This is a genomic window from Nocardia sp. CDC153 (assembly GCF_035818515.1).
GTDB lineage: Bacteria > Actinomycetota > Actinomycetes > Mycobacteriales > Mycobacteriaceae > Nocardia.
Genome location: NZ_JAYKYU010000001.1, coordinates 1,083,623 through 1,099,539, shown reverse-complemented (window position 1 = coordinate 1,099,539; position 15,917 = coordinate 1,083,623). Strand labels below are relative to the sequence as shown.

Genomic DNA, 15,917 nt, shown 5'->3' with positions numbered 1-15,917 from the left:
CCCGCGGCGGATCAGCGGACCGGCTACGCCGCGCCGCGTTCGTAACGGCGGCGCTCCCGCGGTGACATGCCGCCCCAGATGCCGAAGCGCTGATCGTGGGCGAGCGCGTATTCCAGGCACGGCTGGCGCACCTCACAGGAGGAGCAGATGCGCTTGGCCTCGCGGGTGGAGCCGCCCTTGTCGGGGAAGAACGCCTCGGGATCGGTCTGGGTGCACAGCGCCTGCTGATGCCAGGATTCGGACTCGAATCCGTCGCGGCGGGCGAGGGTTTCGAACATGGCGTCGAAATTGGTGAAAAGCAGCTTCACTTCATCGATCCCTTCAATACGTTCAGTTCATTGCCCGAAAGTCTCAAAAAGAAACGCTTGGTATGTTTTACCGACCGAGGGAGCAATCCCCACTCACCGCGGCCAGCCGGGCCTGCTCGCCACCGCCGAAAATGCGGCGCGCGTGCACCGCGGCGGGCGCACCGGACCACGGCGCGAGCGCGGTGGTGAACATGAGTTCGCACCAGCTCAATGCGGGCACCTCACCACCGGCGAGGGTATTCAGCAACGAAAGCTCTTGATCGCTGTCGTTCCAGGCGGCGAACAGCCACGAGGCGTCCAATCGGCCCAGAAATTCCTCGGCGTCCTCCGGAACTCCGAGCGGAGCGTCGACCGCGAGGTGCACGACCGCGGAAATCGCATGCCGCATACGCGCGTCCAGACCGACTCCGTCGTGCAGCAGCAGCCCCTCGAGCGACTCTCGCAATCCCGCGCCGTGATCGATCCGGAAGTCGTTGCGGCGGGCCGCGGTGGTGACGTCGAACATTGTTTCCTCCCTTGAAATTGCGCTTGTCCCAAAAGCGCCACGGCCTGATTAAAAATGGATTCTGATCTTGTTGTCCAGTTTTGGGGCAATCTGGGGCAAACCCCTAGCAGTACTGACACTGGCCAGTGTGGGTACCCATCGGGAACCTCACCGGAGGGTGCCTGGCACCACGCGGGCAAACATCTGGGGAGCGACCACTTCCGCCGTTTAGGGTCTGGACCATGCCTTATGTGCAATCCGGCTCAGCCACAGTCCATTTCACGACCAGCGGGATCACTGGTCCGACCCTGCTGCTCGCCCACGGATTCTTCCTCGACGAGACCGTGTTCGAACCGATGCGCGAACCTCTGGCAGCCGCCGGCATCAATCTCGTCACGATTGATGCGCGCTGCCACGGACGCACCCAGTCACCCGATGGAGAACCGTTCAGCTATTGGGATCTGGCCGCCGACGGATTGGCGGTGCTCGATGAACTCGGAATCGAGCGGGCCGTCGTCGGCGGAATGAGCCAGGGCGGGTATGTGGCTTTGCGCATGGCATTACTGGCACCGGAACGGGTGCAGGGCCTGGCGCTGATCGATACCGAGGCGGGTGCGTGCACGCCCTCGGAATTGGCTTTCTGCCGCGAATTCTTCGACCGCTGGACCGGTTCGGAGCCGATGGCCCCGCTGGTGGCCGAATTGGCGCCGCAGCTCATCGGCGGCACCGATCCGCGGCTGTGGCGCGTGTGGACCAGCCGCTGGTACAGCTCGGATCGTCAGGCCATCGCGCCCGCCGCGCGCTGCCTGATGGACCGGCGCTCGGTGCTGCACCGACTACCGGAGATCACGGTTCCGGCGCTGGTGGCGCGCGGCAGCCACGATGCCGCCAGCACCGCGCAGAAGTCCGAGGCGATGGCCACCGGCCTCGCGGGCGCGGACGGTGTGGTCACCATTCCGGGGGCCGGGCACGGCGCGGCTTGGACGCATCCGGAAGTCGTTGCGCCCCTGCTGGTTCGGCTGGTGGAGCGAGCCACCGCACCGCACCGGCGCAAACTGGCCGTCTGATCGAACCCGCTAGGCCGTGCCCATGGCGGTCACGGCCGCTGGGACCCCTCGTCCTCGTGCCAGCTGGGGATGCCGAGGAAGATCTGAATCTGGCTGGGGTAGGCGGCGTTGAAGACGCTGAACAGCTGCACCGCGATATCGAAGCGGCGGCCGCTGTCCTTTTCGCGCAGCCGCATGGTGGCCCGGGGTCGCCCGTAGGCGGCAATGCCCTCGTCCCACATTTCCCGGAATAGCCCGAATCGTCCGAGTTCGGATAGGAATTCGACCGACCAAGCGGTGTCCCCCGAACTCGCGATCAGACCGCGCAGCCAGTGCACGGTGAGCCGGACCTCCTCCTCCCACTCGACCATCACGTCGCGGGCCGCCGCATTGCCCAGGAACCAGCGCAGGATATTGATATCGCGGTCCACCCCGGGGAAAGCGCGGGCGAAGCTCGCATTGCAGGCCAGCACATTCCAGCGGGTATCGATGTAGGCGGCCAGATTCGGCTCGTGCAGTTCGAGCGCGCGGTACATGTCCTCGGTGATTTCCTCCCGCAGCTGTTCCACCGAGGGGAATTCACTGACCCCGAGTCCGGCCAGATCCAGCAGATGACGGCGTTCGACGGCGGACAGCGGGGTTATTCGATCCAGGTATCGCAGCAGCGCATCCACCACTTCGCGGGTCGGATGTCCGCGATCCCCCTTCTCCAAATGACTGATGTAGCTGGCACTCACACCGGCATTGAAGGCCAGTCTTTCTCGTGATACGCCCCGCGCATCGCGCAGGCGGCGCAACAGGAGTCCGAATGTGGGCGGCTTCAGATCGTCGGAGTCCCTATCCGGTTTCACACCAAGGCCCACGCCGTTCCCTCTCCACAAACATTCAGCAAACCAACCTTCATCGCTCTGAGTCCTCCTGGTACCGGACAGTGGGACCCGGTGTGACGCCTGGTGTGAACTGTGGCGAACGCCCCGTACTCGCCAGTTCTCAGGTCGGATACTGCCATATGAGATTGTTCCGAAGGTTAAAACAAGACCATTTCTACTATGTGTCCTACCTCATCAGATTACGTAACGCGAATCGGCAATTGCTTAGCAAGCGGAGGTTTCCGGCGCGCCCGACAAGCCTTGCGGGGCCTGCCACTACGATCTTCAAGCATGTTCCGCCTATCCGCGACACACACCGCGCCGGGGACCGCCGCGTGACGCCCGTCGACGCCATCGTGCTGGCCGGGGGCAAGGCCAGCCGCATGGGCGGGGTGGACAAACCGGCCATCGTGGTGGGCGGGCAGTCCATGTTGGACGCGGCGCTGGCGGCGGTGGCCGGATGCGCGCGCACGGTCGTGGTGGGGCCGCATCGGCCCGAACTACCGCCGGAAATTCTTCAGGCGCAGGAGATTCCGGCCGGGGCCGGTCCGGTGGCGGCCATCGCGGCCGGACTGGGCGCGCTGGCCGGATGCGAATTCCCGGCCGGATTGATCGTGGTGCTGGCCGCCGACATGCCGTTCCTGACCGCGGCGGCGGTGAACGAACTGCTCTCGCACGCAAGGGAATCGGGCAGTGACGCGGTGTTCGCGGCCGATGCCTCGGGGCGGCCGCAGTATCTGGTCGGGGTGTGGCGGCGGGCGGCCTTGAGCGCGGCGCTGAGCGGCATGGAATCGCTGGTGAATCGGCCGATGAAGGCGCTGGTGCCGGTGGACACCGCCATGGTGCCGCTGCCCGGGGTCGAGGATTGCGATACCCCCGAGGATGTGCGGCGGGCCCGGACCGGGGCGGCACGCGCGGCCGAGCCGCTGTGGCTCGACGAGGCGCGGAATGTGCTGCGCACCAGTATTTCCCCGCTGGCCGCGCGAGAGGCGGTGCTGCGGTCGGCGCGGGGGGCCGCGTTGGCCGGTCCGCTGGTGGCCGGGGACGCCCTGCCGCGCTTCGACGTGTCGGCCATGGACGGTTACGCGGTGAGCGGTGACGGGCCCTGGCAGTTGCGGCGCGATATCGGGTTCGCGGGCGGTGAGCGGCCGGTCGGACTGTTGAACGGCGAGGCGGTGCGGATCGCCACGGGCGCGCACGTGCCCGACGGGACGACCTCGGTGGTGCGCGACGAGTTCGTCCGCATCGATGACGACGGCACGCTGTATCGCTTGCCCGACACCCCGATTCGCGAGGATGTGCGCCGCCGTGGCGAATACTGGCTGCCCGGTGACGAAGTCGCGGCCGCGGGCACGCCCGTCACGGCCGCGCTGATCTCCGTGGCCGCCAGCGCCGAGGTGCCCGCGGCCGCCGTGCGCGGTCCGGTGCGCGCGCGAATCGTCATGACCGGTGACGAGATTCGCGGTGACGGCCCGCTGCACACCGGGCAGACCCGCGACTCGATCGGCCCCATCCTGCCCGACATCCTGTCCTGGTACGGCGTGCGGACCATCGACCGAGTCCACCTACGCGACACCGCGAATGCCTTCGACGAGGTGCTGGCCGCCGCCACCGACTGCGATCTGCTGGTCATTGTCGGGGCGACCGGCGGCGGTGCGGCCGATCAGCTGCGCTCGGCCCTGGACCGCACCGACGCCGCCGTCCTGCTGCGCCGCTTGCGCCTGCGCCCGGGTGGTTCCACCGTGGCGGCCCAACTCGCCACCGGCGCGGTGGTTCTCGGGCTGCCCGGCAATCCGTTCGCGGCGACCGCGACCCTGTTGAGCCTCATTGCCGCGACCGTCGAGGGACTGACCGGGGCCAGCGAGTCCCGCCGCATCATGGGTCCGCTGGTGAATGCCGCGGAACTGACCGCGCCGGTCTCGCGCATCGTTCCGGCCCGCGCGCTGCCCGAGGGCGGCTTCCGGGGCGATCTGCGTTTGCACACCGCCCATCTGGCGGATCTGCTGCACCGCGACGGCGTGGTCATCGTGCCGCCGAATGCCGAGGACGGCGCCCTCGCCGAATTCATTCCGCTGCGCGGGTGATGATCTAGCCGGGGAGTCCGAGAATCGTGAGCAGCTGGCCGGGGTAGGCCGCGGCGTCCAATCGTCCGGTCTGGGCGTAGATCCGGCGGCGTAGACCGGTCACCGGATTGCGCAGGTGCAGGGTCCACACGTGCGGCGCGAACTCCACGACGCCATCCGACCACGCCTGGCGGAATTTCGGGAATTCCCCGAGTTCGCGAATGAGATCGGCGAATCCGTCCACATTGCCCGACCGCCCGATCAATCCGCGCATCCAGCGGGCGAGCTGGCGGGCGTCGCGCTCCCAGTTCACCATGACGCGGGTGGCCAGCTCGTTGCCGAAGAACCAGCGCAGCATATTGCCGTCCTCGCGGACGCCCGGGAACGCCTCGTCCCAGTTCTCATTGCTGGCGAGCAGATTGGCCTGCATGTCCAGCAGCGCGGCCAAATTCGGGCTGTGTAGTTCCAGGACCCCGATCATCTCCGGGGTGATGGCGGCGCGCAGCTCCTCCACGCTGGGCAGTTCGCCTGTTCCCAGGCCCGCGAGGTCGGTGAGCTGGCGGCGGTCCGAGGTGGAGAGGGGGTCCAGTCGGTCCAGATATCGGGTGAGGGCCTCGACGACTTCGCGGGTCGGATTGCCGCGGTCGCCTTTCTCCAAATGCGTTATGTAGCTTGCGCTTACACCGGCATTGAATGCCAGCCGTTCGCGGGAAACACCGCGATTGTCACGCAATCGGCGCAGCAGGTTTCCGAAGGTGGGTACTTCGAGTTCCGGAAGATCCTGTCCACATACCGCTCTCGCGCCCACCTGGTTCCCTCCTTCACGGAATCTCGGCGGCCCACCCGGCCTCCCCGTGGAGGCGGCACCGAGATCTCCTGCTGGACGGATACTTACACAGCTTTGGATACAAACCGTTCTGGAAGACAAATCCAATTAGTATCACCGGATACTCCAGTTGGTATATGGAATATCGGGACGGAAACCCTCATGCCCCCATTGCCAGGGGCACGGGCGCGGGTGAGATTTCGGCCCGCCTGGCACGCAGCGGGTCCGGGGCCGGAACCGCGTCGATCAGGCGGCGCGTGTACTCCTCGCGGGGGGCCTGGAATACCGAAGTGACCAGCCCGGATTCGACAATACGCCCCGCCCGCAGAACCGCCACCCGATCGGCCACCTCGTGCACGACGGCCAGGTCGTGACTGATGAAAAGGCAGGCGAATCCGTATTCGGCGCGCAGATCGGCGAACAGGTCGAGCACCTGCGCCTGCACCGAGACATCCAGGGCGCTGGTGGGCTCGTCAGCCACCAGCAGGCGCGGTGCGAGCGCGAGCGCGCGGGCCAATGCCACGCGTTGCCGTTGCCCGCCGGACAGCTCACCGGGGCGGCGGGTGGCGTAGTCGCGGGGCAGCCGGACGGAGTCGAGCAGATCGCCGACCTTGGCGCGCAGGAGTGCGCCGGAGGCGACGCGGTGCACGCGCAGCGGTTCACCGATCGAATCGGCGAGGGTGCGGCGCGGGTCCAGGGAGGCGGTGACGTCCTGATGCACCAGGGCGACGTTCTTGCGCAGGCCGCGGAGTTCCTTGCGGGAGAGACCGGTCAGGGAGACGCCGTGCAGGACGACCTCGCCCGAGGTCGCGGGGACGAGGCCGAGCGCGGTGCGGCCGAGCGTGCTCTTGCCGGAGCCGGATTCGCCGACGAGACCGACGACCTCGCGGGGAGCCAGGGTCAGGGAGACCCCGTGGAGCGCCTGGAAGTTCCTGCCGCGCTGACGGTAGACGACCGACAGATCGCTCACCTGCAGAACGGGTTCGGGTTCGGCCACCGGTTCGGCAGGGGTTTGCGGCACCGGTTCGACGGCCGCCACCGTGGCACCGCCTTCCGGCAGTGCGGGCACCGCCGCCAGCAGTTCGCGGGTGTAATCCTCGCGCGGATTCGCGAACAGCTCACGCACCGGCTGGGTTTCGACGACCTCACCGGCGCGCATGACGACGACCCGGTCGGCGATGGCAGCCACCACGCCCAGATTGTGGGTGATGAACAGCACGCCGGTGTTGTTGCGGCGCTGAATGTCTCGCAGCAGCCGCAGGATCTCGGCCTGGACGGTGACGTCGAGGGCGGTGGTGGGCTCGTCGGCGATGAGCAGGTCCGGGTCGCCGGACAGGGCCAGGGCGATGACCACGCGCTGCTTCTGGCCGCCGGAGAGCTGATGCGGATACCAGTCGACGCGTTTCTCGGGCTCGGGGATGTCGACCTGGGTGAGCAGGTCGATGGCCCGGGCTCGCGCCTGCGCCTTGCCGATTCGGCCGTGTGCGCGCAGGGCCTCGGCGATCTGGGTTCCGATGCGCTGCACCGGGTTCAGGGCGGTCTGCGGTTCTTGGAAGACCATGGCGGCGCGGGTGCCGCGCAGTGGGCGCAGGTCGTTCTCGGACGCGCCGATGATCTCGGTTTCGCCGAGTCGGATCGAGCCGGTGGCGGTCGCGCCGGTGGGGAGCAGGCCGAGGACGGCGCGGGCGGTCAGGGACTTGCCGGAGCCGGATTCGCCTACCAGAGCGACGGTTTCGCCGCGCGCGACTCGCACGGTGACGCCGTCGACTACCCTGCGGTCGCCGAACTGGATCGTCAAATCACTGATTTCCAAAAGCTTTTCGTCGGCGCTCATCCAAGCCTCCGGGCGCGGCCCAATGCCTGGGCGATCAATAGGAATCCGAGAGTCAGCGCCGACACCACCGTCAGCGGGCCGATCGCCATGGCCGGATTGGCGTCGAGATTGCGCATGGACTCGGCGATGATCGAGCCCAGCGACGGGTCCGGCGGTCGCACGCCGATGCCGATGAAGCTCATGGCGCTGTCCACGAACACGGCCAGCGACAGCGATAGCGCGAACTGCACCGCCAGCGGCTCGATCACATTGGGCAGCACGTGTTTCCGCAGCGTCCAGGCGGTGCTCGCGCCGATCACGTCGGCCGCCTCGACGAAGGGCTGTTCCCGCACCGCCAGCACCGCCGTGCGGATCTGCCTGCCGAAGATCGGGAGTTCGGCGGCGATGATCACGATGATCACCGCGTGCGCGCCGGGGCCGGTGACGGCGGTGAGCGCGATGGCGAAGATGAGCGCGGGGAACGCCAGGATCAGGTCGAAGATCCGCTGCGCCACCACATCCGCGTACGGGTTGACGGTGGCGGCCAGGCCGATGAGCGATCCCAACACCGCGCCGCTGGGGACCGCGACGAAGGCGATGAGCAGGTCGACCCGGATGCCGTAGAGCACGCGGGTGAACACATCGCGGTTGACCTGGTCGGTGCCCAACCAGTGCTCGCCGCTCGCGCCGAGCAGGTTCGCGCCCGGGATCTGTTCCAGCGGACTGTATTTCGTGAGCAGTCCGGCGGCCAACGCCGCGATGGCGATGACGCCGATCAGCAGCAGTCCGGCCAGGCCCTGTCCGCGCAGCAGCGCTTTCGGGAAGCCGGTCATGCGCGGCCTCCGATCCGAATGCGGGGATCGAGGTACGCGTGGACGAGGTCGGTGGTCAGCTGAATGGCCACGAAGACCGCCACCGAGAACAGCAGCAGCGCTTGGACCACCGGGTAGTCGCGGCGGTTGATGCCCTGTTCGATCAGCTGCCCGATGCCCGGCCAGGCGAAGGCGGCCTCCACCAGGACCGCGCCGCCGAGCAGGTTGCCGGTTTGAATACCGAGCGTGGTGAGCATGGTGGGCAGCGCGTTTCGCAGTGCGCCGCGGGTGACGATGCGACCGTGCGGGATGCCGAGCGCGCGGGCGGTGAGGACGTAGGGCTTGGACAGTTCCGTGCGCAGCGCCTCGGTCAGGAAGCGGGTGAGCGCGGCGGCGACCGGCAGGCCCAGGCAGATCGCGGGGAGCAGCAGGTACTGGACGGCTATGTCGGGTCGGGCCAGGAAGCCGTCCGGCGGGATGCCGCCCGCGGGCAGGACCGGGATGGCGACGGCGAACACCAGCACCAGGAGTACTCCGGTGACGAACACCGGGACCGCCACCGCCACCGTATTGGCCGCGGCCACAATCGCATTGAGCCAGCGCCGGTCCCACAGCACCGAGGCGACGGAGAGCACCAGGCTGACCGCGACCGCCAACAGCAGTGCGGCGGCGGCGAGGATCAGCGTGTTGGACAACCCGCGTCCGATGAGGTCGGCGATCTGGCCACCGATGATGTAGGAGCGGCCGAGGTCGCCGGTCGCCACGCCGTGCAGCCAGGACAGGTACTGGGCGGGGATCGAGCGGTCCAGTCCGAGCTGATGCCGGATCGCGGCGATCGTTTCCGGGGAGGCGTCGGGTCCGGCCAGGGTCGTCGCCGGATCGCCGGGCACCAGGCGCAATAGCAGGAAGATGAGCACCGACGCGCCGAAGAGCACCGCGATCGCGGAGGGCACCCGGCGCAGGAGATACGCGGTCATGCCAGGAACGCCTCGGTGAACAGATGCTCGCGGCGCTTGGTCCAGTTGAGGCCGTGCAGCTTTCGGGTCGCGGCGTCCTGCGAGTAGTGCACGCCGATCTCGATCAGGAACAGGCTGTCCAGCAGTTGGTCGTTGAGGGCCTGGTAGGCGCGGGTGGCGTCGGTGCCGGTCGCCTGGGGTAGCTGCCAGGCGGCGTCGGCGGCCTTCACATAGTCGGCCGACTCGTAGCGGGAGGCGTTCTTGCGGGCGTTGAACGGGTAGGCGCTGACCGTCAGCGTGGCGGGCGCGAACTGCGCCCACGAGTGGTCGGTGAGCCACAGGCCCGGGAACTGCGCGCCGATCAGCTGTTTGATGAAGGAGGCGTTCTCGGTGGGCACGAGCTCCACCTCGATGCCGACCTCGGCCAGGTTGGCCTGCACGATCTGCGCGGCACTCTCACCGCCCACGTAGGAGGTGTTGTAGGCCAGCGGCAGCTTGGGCGGTTTGGGCAGCTGCGCCAGAATCTGCTTGGCCTTGGCCACATCTCGCGTGTAGCGGGTGTTGCGCGAATCGTCGAAGGCGGGAGAGTTCTTGGGCCACGGCAGGTTCAGCGGGTAGCCAGCGCCGCGGAAGACGTCCTTGATGATGCGCTCACGGTCGAGGGCGTAGGCGATGGCCTGGCGCACACGGACATCGGCGAGGGTCGGGTCCTGGACGTTGGCCCCGACGTACACCTGTAGTTCCGCGCCTTCGAAGGCGATGACGCGGTAGCCGTCGGTCTTGGCCAGGTTCTCGTTGTCGCGGTAGGTGACGCCGTCGGCGAGGTGGATCTGGCCGGTCTTGAGCGCGTTGAGCTGGGCCTGGTTGTCGGAGATGACGGTGAACTCGATGCGGTCCAGGTAGGGGCGGTCCGGGACCCAGTACGCCGGGTTCTTCTCGAACACCAACTGCTGGTTGGGGATTCGCTGGGTGAAGCGGAACGGGCCGGTGCCGACGATCTTGTCGCCGGTGGCCAGCTGGTCGATCGTTTCGCTGTCCAGGATGGGGACGGTGTCCAGCAGATCGAACAGATTGCTCAACGGGTGGTCGAGGGTGAGCGTGATGCGGTGCGAGTCGCTGGTGTCGAAGCCGGTGACGGCGGCGGCGGTGCTCTTGAGCTGCGCGGACCATTTGGGGTCGGCGTAGGTGCGCAGCGAGAACTCGACGTCCTTCGAGGTGAAGGGGCGGCCGCTGTGGAACTTCACGTCGTCGCGCAGGTCCAGGGTGATGGACTTGCCGTCGGGGGCGACGGTCCAGCTCTTGGCCAGCAGCGGTTGGGGTTCCAGCTTGTCGTGCGGGTAGCGCACCAGGGACTCGAAGACCAGGCCGACCACATACGGCGTGGTGCCGGTATTGGTGAGCAGGTTGGCGGGCACGATGTCCACGAGCACGCCGTATTTCAGCGTTCCGCCGCGCACGGGCTGGGCATTGTCGTCGCCGCCGCGCTGCTGGCTCACCGCCGAGGTGCACGCGGCCAGCGCCCCGCCCCCGAAGATCGCCAGCGCGGCGACGGCGGAACTGCGCAGGAAAATACGGCGGTCGAGACCGCCGGGGGACGAAATCATCTGAAGAAACCTCGACTGTGGACCGGGCCTTGATTGTGTGGCGACGCTATCGGCGGGTGCATGACGGATCACCGGTTGCACGCAGCCAGAGTGAAACCCTGGTTCGGGAGTGGGCGCTCGACCTTTGCTGGGAGCATGTCAGTCCCCGAACATGCCCGTGGCTATGAGAATTTCACCGGTGAGATCGGCCGCACCACCGCCGCTTCGACCCCGGAATGGCTGTATCCGCCGGTCGCGCCCGCTGGCGCGCCCAATATCATCGTGGTGCTGGTCGACGATATGGGGTTCAGCGATATCGGGCCGTTCGGTTCGGAGATCGAGACGCCGACGTTGGATCGGTTGGCGGCCAATGGGTTGCGGCTCACCAACTTTCATACGACGCCGCTGTGCTCGCCGTCCCGCGCCGCGCTGTTGACGGGTATCAATTCGCATCGGGCCGGGTTCGGGTTCGTGGCCAATGCCGATCCGGGGTATCCGGGTTTGCGACTGGAGTTGGCCGACGATGTGCTGACCTTGCCGGAGATCTTGCGCGCCAATGGATATGCGACGTACGCGGTCGGAAAATGGCACCTGGTCCGCGATGCCACGCTGCATCCGGCGTCGCATCGCGATTCTTGGCCCACACAGCGGGGATTCGACCGGTATTACGGGTCGCTGGAGGGGTTGAACTCCTTCTACTATCCGAATCAGCTGATCTCGGACAGTTCGGCGGTGGATATCGAGGAATATCCGGAGGACTACTACCTCACCGACGATTACACCGACCGGGCGATCGGGTACATCAAGGAGCTGCGCGCGCACGATGCGAGCAAGCCGTTCTTCCTGTACTTCGCGCATACCGCCATGCACGGGCCCTTGCAGGCCAAGCCCGCGGATCAGGCGAAGTATCGCGGGAAGTATCGGGAGGGGTGGGATCGGTTGCGGCAGACCCGGTTTGCCGCGCAGATCGCGCAGGGGCTGTTTCCGGAGGGGACGCAGCAGAAGCCTCGGAATACCGAGCCGGGTTATGAAGCGCAGGAATGGGATTCGCTGAGCGAGGAGCAGCGGTCTCGGTTCGAGCGGTACATGGAGGTGTACGCGGGCATGGTCGACAGCATCGACCAGAGCCTGGGACGGGTGGTGGAGACGCTCGAGCAGTTCGGCGAGTTGGACAACACCATTATCGTGTTCACCTCGGACAATGGCGGTACCGCGGAAGGTGGGCCGGAGGGGACTCGGACGTACTTCGCGCAGTTCGCGCAGGTGGACGAGCCCGATTGGGAGCGGGATGTGCCGCACGACGACGAGTTGATCGGCACCGCCAAGCTGGGCGTGCACTACCCGCGCGGGTGGGGGCAGGCTTCGAATACGCCGTTCCGGTTCTACAAGGGGCAGACCTTCGCCGGTGGGGTTCGCGTGCCCTTCGTGCTCTCGTGGCCGAAGGGGTTGCCGCGGACCGAGGGTGACGAGGGGGTGCGGCAGGAGTACGTCTACATCACCGACCTGGCTCCGACGCTGCTCGAGCTCGCCGGGCTGCAGCGGCCGAGTGTCCGTAACGGCTTGCCCGCCAAGGACTTCGACGGCGTCTCGGCGGTGGAGGTGCTGCGCGATCCGGCTGCGATCTCCTCCCATGTCGAGCAATACTCCGAGATGACCGGCCACCGTGGCTTCTACCGCGACGGCTGGAAACTCCTGGCCCTCTACGAACCCGAACGCGGCATCGACAACCCGCGCTGGCAGCTCTTCGACGTCCGCACCGATCCCACCGAACTCCACGATCTGTCCGAGCAGCTGCCGGACAAGGTCGCCGAACTCGCCGCGGCCTGGGACGAAGCCGCTTGGCACAACACGGTTTTCCCGCTCGTCACCCGAAAAGACCTGGCCCGACGCCGCCCCGAGGAAGCCCGACTCGGCGACCAGGTCCGCATCCTCCCCGGCACCCCCACCCTCGAGCGCTACCGCTCCCAACGCCTGATCGCCTACCGCGACTTCACCATCACCATCGAACTGGGCTCCTACCGCCCCGGCGACGAAGGCGTCCTGGTCGCCCACGGCGACCCGCTCGGCGGCTATCTCCTCTACATCGAAAACGGCCGCCTGATCTTCGGTTACAACGCCTACGGCCGCTACACCACGGTCGACGCGGGCGAAATCCCCCACGGCAGCCAACTCCTCACCCTCTCCGCAACAGTCCAACCCCACCTCCGTTGGGACTTCACCATCGGCATCGACGGCGTCCGAGCCGCCTCCCTCCCCAACCAGGTCCAACTGGTAGGCATGTCCCCCTGGACCGGCATCTCCGTCGGCCTCGACGCCCGAGGCCCCGTCTCCTGGGACCTCCGCTCCCGCCACGGCGTCTTCCGCTACACCGGCAACCTCCGCTCAGTCACCTACCGCCCCGGCGCAATCGGCGTCCCGGAAGAAGCCCAAGAGGCTCTCGACACCGAAGCGGAGCTGATCGCCGAATAGGACCCCAAACCCGAAAGAACAAGAACCAAAAGAAGAAAAGAAAAAGAGAGAAAAGATAAAAGACGCCAGGAGGAGGGAGAGAGGGTGGCCGAGCTTGCGAGGCCCCCTCACTTACCAGCCCCCTCGCGGAAAGACAAAAGACAAAAGATGCCTGGAGGAGGGAGAGAGGCGGGTCGAGCTTGCGAGGCCCCCTCACTTACCAGCCCCCTCGCGGCTCGGCCGTTCTTCGTCTCTGTGGAATTGTCAAAGAGCCTGAAAGCTGTGGAGCTGTCGAACGATTCGGGTCTGTGTTTCTTGGGTTGTCTCGAGTAGGTGATGCGTGCAGTCCGTGGGCTGGGAGGTGAGGTGGCGGCTCCCAACTCGGCGTCAGCCCAAGTGCGGTAGGGCAGGCGAGGCGACCACGCTTCCCGTTGTTTTGCGCACGCCAGCCCTACACGAGCAGCCGGGTGTCACGCTGCCCGTGAACCCCACTTCCGGCAACTGGAATCGACTGCCGTGGCAACCCGCTCCCCTACGTGATGTTTGTCGTTGACGTGCGGGGTGTGGGAGGGGTCCAACGCCGCCGGGGCAATCCACCCCACCCGACCCGGGTGGGCGGAGTCCTTGCCCAACATCACCGTCTGCCAACCATTCTCGCTGTCGTTGACCATGGCGTGGTGGTGATCGCAGACGAGGGCGAGGTTGTTCAGGTCGGTGGGTCCGCCCTTGGCCCAATCGATCACATGATGGGCCGCGCACATGCTTGCGGGCACATCGCATCCCGGGTGGGTGCAGCCGCGGTCGCGGGCGATCAACGCCAGGCGTTGACCCGAGGAGGCGAGGCGTTCGCCGTGGGCGAGGTAGAGCGGGATCTCGTCCTTGTCGAGCACCGCGAGCACCGGGCGAGAGTTCTTGGCCAGCTTGAGGGCTTCGTTGATCGACAGGTGCCCGCCGGAGGCGGTGGTCGCGACACCCGCACCCTTTTCGAGGTCGGCCAGGCTCATGGTGACCACGACCTCCACCGGCAGGCCACGGTGCTTACCCAACTTCACCGGCTTACCGGCCTTCGCCGTAACGACACCAGCGGCACCGGCAGCAGCGGCGGCATCGACACCAGCCTCGGGAGCAGCGGTCTCGGTGACCGGCTGCAACGCGGTCACCAACGCGAACAACGCGTCGTGGGTGCGCTGGCCAGCGTCGCGACGATCCCGGCGCGCGGCGGCCTCCAACACCTTCGACTCGACCTTCGCAGTGGCGGCGAGGATCTCGGTGTCGGCGTCGTCGAGGTTGCACATGCCCGGACGGGCGAGCTTCGCGAAGATCGCGTCCAACAGGGCACGCAGTTCGGGGGTCAGCCAGCCTTCGATCTTCGACATCCCATCCACACCGGGACGGCTGATCGTGATCCCGCGACGGCGACGACGATCGGCATCGGAAATCACCGTGCCCTCCGGATCCAAACGCGCCAGGATCTCGCGCCCGATCTTGGGCAGGTCGTCGGGGTGCCCGGTCACGCAGTGCTCGACCAGCAGCGCCTCGATCTCGACCCGCGCCGGAGCGGGCACGTCGGCGGGCAGATGGGTCATGATGTCGACGATGCCGCGCACATGATCACGCGAAATCACCCCCGCTTCAAAGGCGTTCGCGGTGGCGGCCAAGGTGACCGGGCGCGGCGTGCCGTCGGCCCCGAGGAACTCCCCACACGCCCCAGCGATCTTCACCCGCATCGCCGCGTCATAGCGCGACAAACCGAGGGTTTGACGCAGGAACGGCACCACATCCTTCACCCCCGCCTTGCGCGGCAGATCACGCTCCGCAATCTCGATCACCAAAGCCGAATCCAGCGCAGCCAGTTGACGCTTGCAGATCTCCAGATCGCGCATGAATTCCACGGCATCGATATCGGTCCGAGCCTTGAGTTTGCCGTGCAGGACGGTGTCGGCGACGTTGGTGATCGCGGTCATCAGCGCGCCGATACCGGTGCTGTCGAGTGTTTCCCCCTTCGAATTCATGCTTCAATTCTACCGCTTTATCGATCACAATGGAACCCGAAATAGCAAGTACCCCTTGGTATTTCGAAAAACAGACCCTCCTATTTCGAACCCAGAGAATCAATAACTTTGGCAATCCGCCGCGTACGAGTTTCCGGCTTCTTGGCCTCGGCGACAGAACTAGCCGCTTCCTTGCGATTGGTATAGGAGAGCGCGTCGAACGCGGCCCGGAGCCCGGCTGCGGAGAGGGCGTCGGCCAGATCGCCGGGGACGGTGATGGTGCGTTCGGCGGTGTCACGTTCGATAGTGACCTTCACTTGGTCGCCTGGTCCCTTGCCCAGTTCCGATTGGATGGCCTTGAGGAGGCCGAGGCACGGTCCCGCGCCCATATTGGCGATGGACCCTTGGTAAGGGATGCCGTCGAAGGTGGCACGGACGGGGATGCGGCCACCGCCGCCCAGGGCTTCGATGATCTCCGGCGGTACCGGGATGTACGCACCGCCACGCTCGACCGACTGGATGACGCCTTCGAATCGCTGCATGAAAGCACGATATAGCGATCTTTCAGCAATCTGTGGATGTGTTAACAAATATTAAGTCACCGAGAACCGACCGTTTCGGAAGCTTCACCGTGCCCCTACGGAAACACCCTTCCGGGAACATGATTCGTACCCGATCGGAGGATTTTCCCAGGTCACTCCCCGGGCACGTGACCTCG

At 66.6% G+C, this 15,917-nt stretch carries 13 protein-coding genes; 3 read left to right on the top strand and 10 right to left on the bottom strand.

Annotated elements, in window-relative coordinates; genetic code table 11:
- Positions 1-23 precede the first annotated feature (23 nt).
- Positions 24-308, bottom strand: a complete 285-nt coding sequence (locus VMT65_RS04950; protein ID WP_326306704.1) for a WhiB family transcriptional regulator — start codon at positions 306-308, stop codon at positions 24-26.
- Between the two features lie 67 nt (positions 309-375).
- Positions 376-813 (bottom strand): hypothetical protein, encoded by a 438-nt coding sequence (locus VMT65_RS04945; RefSeq protein ID WP_326306703.1) that lies wholly within the window; start codon positions 811-813, stop codon positions 376-378.
- 221 nt (positions 814-1,034) lie between these two features.
- On the opposite strand from VMT65_RS04945, the gene VMT65_RS04940 reads away from it, so the two are divergent.
- On the top strand, positions 1,035-1,859 hold the full coding sequence (locus tag VMT65_RS04940; protein WP_326306702.1) for an alpha/beta fold hydrolase: 825 nt from the start codon (positions 1,035-1,037) through the stop codon (positions 1,857-1,859).
- Positions 1,860-1,888: 29 nt separating this feature from the next.
- Here the strand turns inward: VMT65_RS04940 and VMT65_RS04935 are convergent, their stop codons facing one another.
- Complete coding sequence (locus tag VMT65_RS04935; RefSeq protein WP_326306701.1) at positions 1,889-2,689, bottom strand: MmyB family transcriptional regulator; 801 nt, start codon at positions 2,687-2,689, stop codon at positions 1,889-1,891.
- 353 nt (positions 2,690-3,042) lie between these two features.
- Here VMT65_RS04935 and VMT65_RS04930 point away from each other — a divergent pair, with 353 nt between their 5' ends.
- Positions 3,043-4,791: an NTP transferase domain-containing protein gene (locus tag VMT65_RS04930; protein ID WP_326306700.1), complete on the top strand. Its 1,749-nt coding sequence runs from the start codon at positions 3,043-3,045 to the stop codon at positions 4,789-4,791.
- A 4-nt stretch (positions 4,792-4,795) separates the two neighbouring features.
- Here VMT65_RS04930 and VMT65_RS04925 read toward each other — a convergent pair whose 3' ends face one another.
- The 5 genes from VMT65_RS04925 to VMT65_RS04905 all read right to left on the bottom strand — a co-directional run bounded on the left by VMT65_RS04925 (position 4,796) and on the right by VMT65_RS04905 (position 10,781).
- Positions 4,796-5,578, bottom strand: a complete 783-nt coding sequence (locus tag VMT65_RS04925) for an MmyB family transcriptional regulator (RefSeq protein WP_326306699.1) — start codon at positions 5,576-5,578, stop codon at positions 4,796-4,798.
- Between the two features lie 178 nt (positions 5,579-5,756).
- Positions 5,757-7,430: an ABC transporter ATP-binding protein gene (locus VMT65_RS04920; RefSeq protein WP_326306698.1), complete on the bottom strand. Its 1,674-nt coding sequence runs from the start codon at positions 7,428-7,430 to the stop codon at positions 5,757-5,759.
- Positions 7,427-8,242 carry an ABC transporter permease gene (locus VMT65_RS04915; protein WP_326306697.1) on the bottom strand — a complete coding sequence of 272 codons (816 nt, stop codon included), beginning with the start codon at positions 8,240-8,242 and terminating at the stop codon, positions 7,427-7,429. Before VMT65_RS04915 ends, VMT65_RS04920 begins: the two co-directional genes overlap by 4 nt.
- The gene (locus VMT65_RS04910; protein ID WP_326306696.1) at positions 8,239-9,198 is read right to left on the bottom strand and encodes an ABC transporter permease; all 960 of its coding nucleotides are present in this window, start codon (positions 9,196-9,198) and stop codon (positions 8,239-8,241) included. The genes VMT65_RS04915 and VMT65_RS04910 overlap by 4 nt, the downstream gene beginning before the upstream one ends.
- Complete coding sequence (locus VMT65_RS04905; protein ID WP_326306695.1) at positions 9,195-10,781, bottom strand: ABC transporter substrate-binding protein; 1,587 nt, start codon at positions 10,779-10,781, stop codon at positions 9,195-9,197. The genes VMT65_RS04910 and VMT65_RS04905 overlap by 4 nt, the downstream gene beginning before the upstream one ends.
- Positions 10,782-10,916: 135 nt before the next feature.
- Between VMT65_RS04905 and VMT65_RS04900 the strand changes: the two genes are divergently transcribed.
- The gene (locus tag VMT65_RS04900) at positions 10,917-13,229 is read left to right on the top strand and encodes an arylsulfatase (RefSeq protein WP_326306694.1); all 2,313 of its coding nucleotides are present in this window, start codon (positions 10,917-10,919) and stop codon (positions 13,227-13,229) included.
- 449 nt (positions 13,230-13,678) lie between these two features.
- Here VMT65_RS04900 and VMT65_RS04895 read toward each other — a convergent pair whose 3' ends face one another.
- Complete coding sequence (locus tag VMT65_RS04895; RefSeq protein WP_326306693.1) at positions 13,679-15,220, bottom strand: HNH endonuclease signature motif containing protein; 1,542 nt, start codon at positions 15,218-15,220, stop codon at positions 13,679-13,681.
- Between the two features lie 80 nt (positions 15,221-15,300).
- A complete protein-coding gene (locus VMT65_RS04890) occupies positions 15,301-15,741 on the bottom strand; it encodes a YdeI/OmpD-associated family protein (protein ID WP_326306692.1) in 441 nt (146 codons plus the stop codon).
- Positions 15,742-15,917 lie beyond the last annotated feature (176 nt).

What these genes read in the sequence shown, in the direction of transcription:
- VMT65_RS04945 (WP_326306703.1), bottom strand. Translation starts at nt 813, where the DNA reads ATGTTCGACGTCACCACCGCGGCCCGCCGCAACGACTTCCGGATCGAT.
- VMT65_RS04940 (WP_326306702.1), top strand. Translation starts at nt 1,035, where the DNA reads ATGCCTTATGTGCAATCCGGCTCAGCCACAGTCCATTTCACGACCAGC.
- VMT65_RS04910 (WP_326306696.1), bottom strand. Translation starts at nt 9,198, where the DNA reads ATGACCGCGTATCTCCTGCGCCGGGTGCCCTCCGCGATCGCGGTGCTC.
- VMT65_RS04895 (WP_326306693.1), bottom strand. Translation starts at nt 15,220, where the DNA reads ATGAATTCGAAGGGGGAAACACTCGACAGCACCGGTATCGGCGCGCTG.
- VMT65_RS04915 (WP_326306697.1), bottom strand. Translation starts at nt 8,242, where the DNA reads ATGACCGGCTTCCCGAAAGCGCTGCTGCGCGGACAGGGCCTGGCCGGA.
- VMT65_RS04890 (WP_326306692.1), bottom strand. Translation starts at nt 15,741, where the DNA reads ATGCAGCGATTCGAAGGCGTCATCCAGTCGGTCGAGCGTGGCGGTGCG.
- VMT65_RS04920 (WP_326306698.1), bottom strand. Translation starts at nt 7,430, where the DNA reads ATGAGCGCCGACGAAAAGCTTTTGGAAATCAGTGATTTGACGATCCAG.
- VMT65_RS04905 (WP_326306695.1), bottom strand. Translation starts at nt 10,781, where the DNA reads ATGATTTCGTCCCCCGGCGGTCTCGACCGCCGTATTTTCCTGCGCAGT.
- VMT65_RS04900 (WP_326306694.1), top strand. Translation starts at nt 10,917, where the DNA reads ATGTCAGTCCCCGAACATGCCCGTGGCTATGAGAATTTCACCGGTGAG.